This window comes from Vibrio sp. 378 (assembly GCF_033339435.1).
Window position 1 is genome coordinate 1 of sequence record NZ_JAWOUO010000597.1, and the last position, 680, is coordinate 680.

Here is a 680-nt window from a genome sequence, read left to right on the forward strand (position 1 = left end):
TTGTCGCACTAATCGCAAGGAAGTATGCCAAGTAAATCAGAATCGCCGGGCCCATTTTGGCAAAGCGCCCTTGACGAGGGTTCACCGCAGACAAAGGAATCACAAGCATCGTGAGCAATGGAATACATACAAACAGAGAAATACGCCATTGCAGCTCCGCTTGCGCTTCAGGATCCGGATGGCCAATCAAATCCGCCGTTGGGTAAGCTTCCCAGTCACGACCTTTCTGTTTGACTTCACGCTGCCCGATCACCCCTTCGTATTCATCAAATTTGGTGATCATATACTCCACGCGAGTTGGCACACCTTCATAGCGTGTACCTTCTTGCATCGTAATAACCTGACGGCCATCTGACAGTTCTTTTACTTCACCTGAAGAAGAGAACATCACGCTAGGTAGAACCGAATCTCGTGGACGCATTTGCGCGACAAACACGTTACTAAGCGTGCTGTCCTTAATATCGTCAATGAACACCACGGATGAACCGTCTGGCGTACCTTGGAACTGACCCTTTTTAAGTAAGTCGACGCTGTTTTCCGCCGCGACTTGTTCGTAAAGGTGCTCCACTCGGTCTTGAGACCAAGGTGATAACCAAAGTGCATTAAACGCAGCCACACCAGAGGTGATCAACGCCAAGTAAAGTGCAGCTTGCACTAGGAACTTGTTGCCGATCCCCGTC

At 49.6% G+C, this 680-nt stretch carries 1 protein-coding gene; it reads right to left on the reverse strand.

All coding sequences use genetic code 11. The features are described 5' to 3' along the window. Positions 1 to 680: LPS export ABC transporter permease LptF (locus R7Q48_RS27755; protein ID WP_318133500.1), on the reverse strand; the 680-nt coding region annotated here is incomplete at both ends.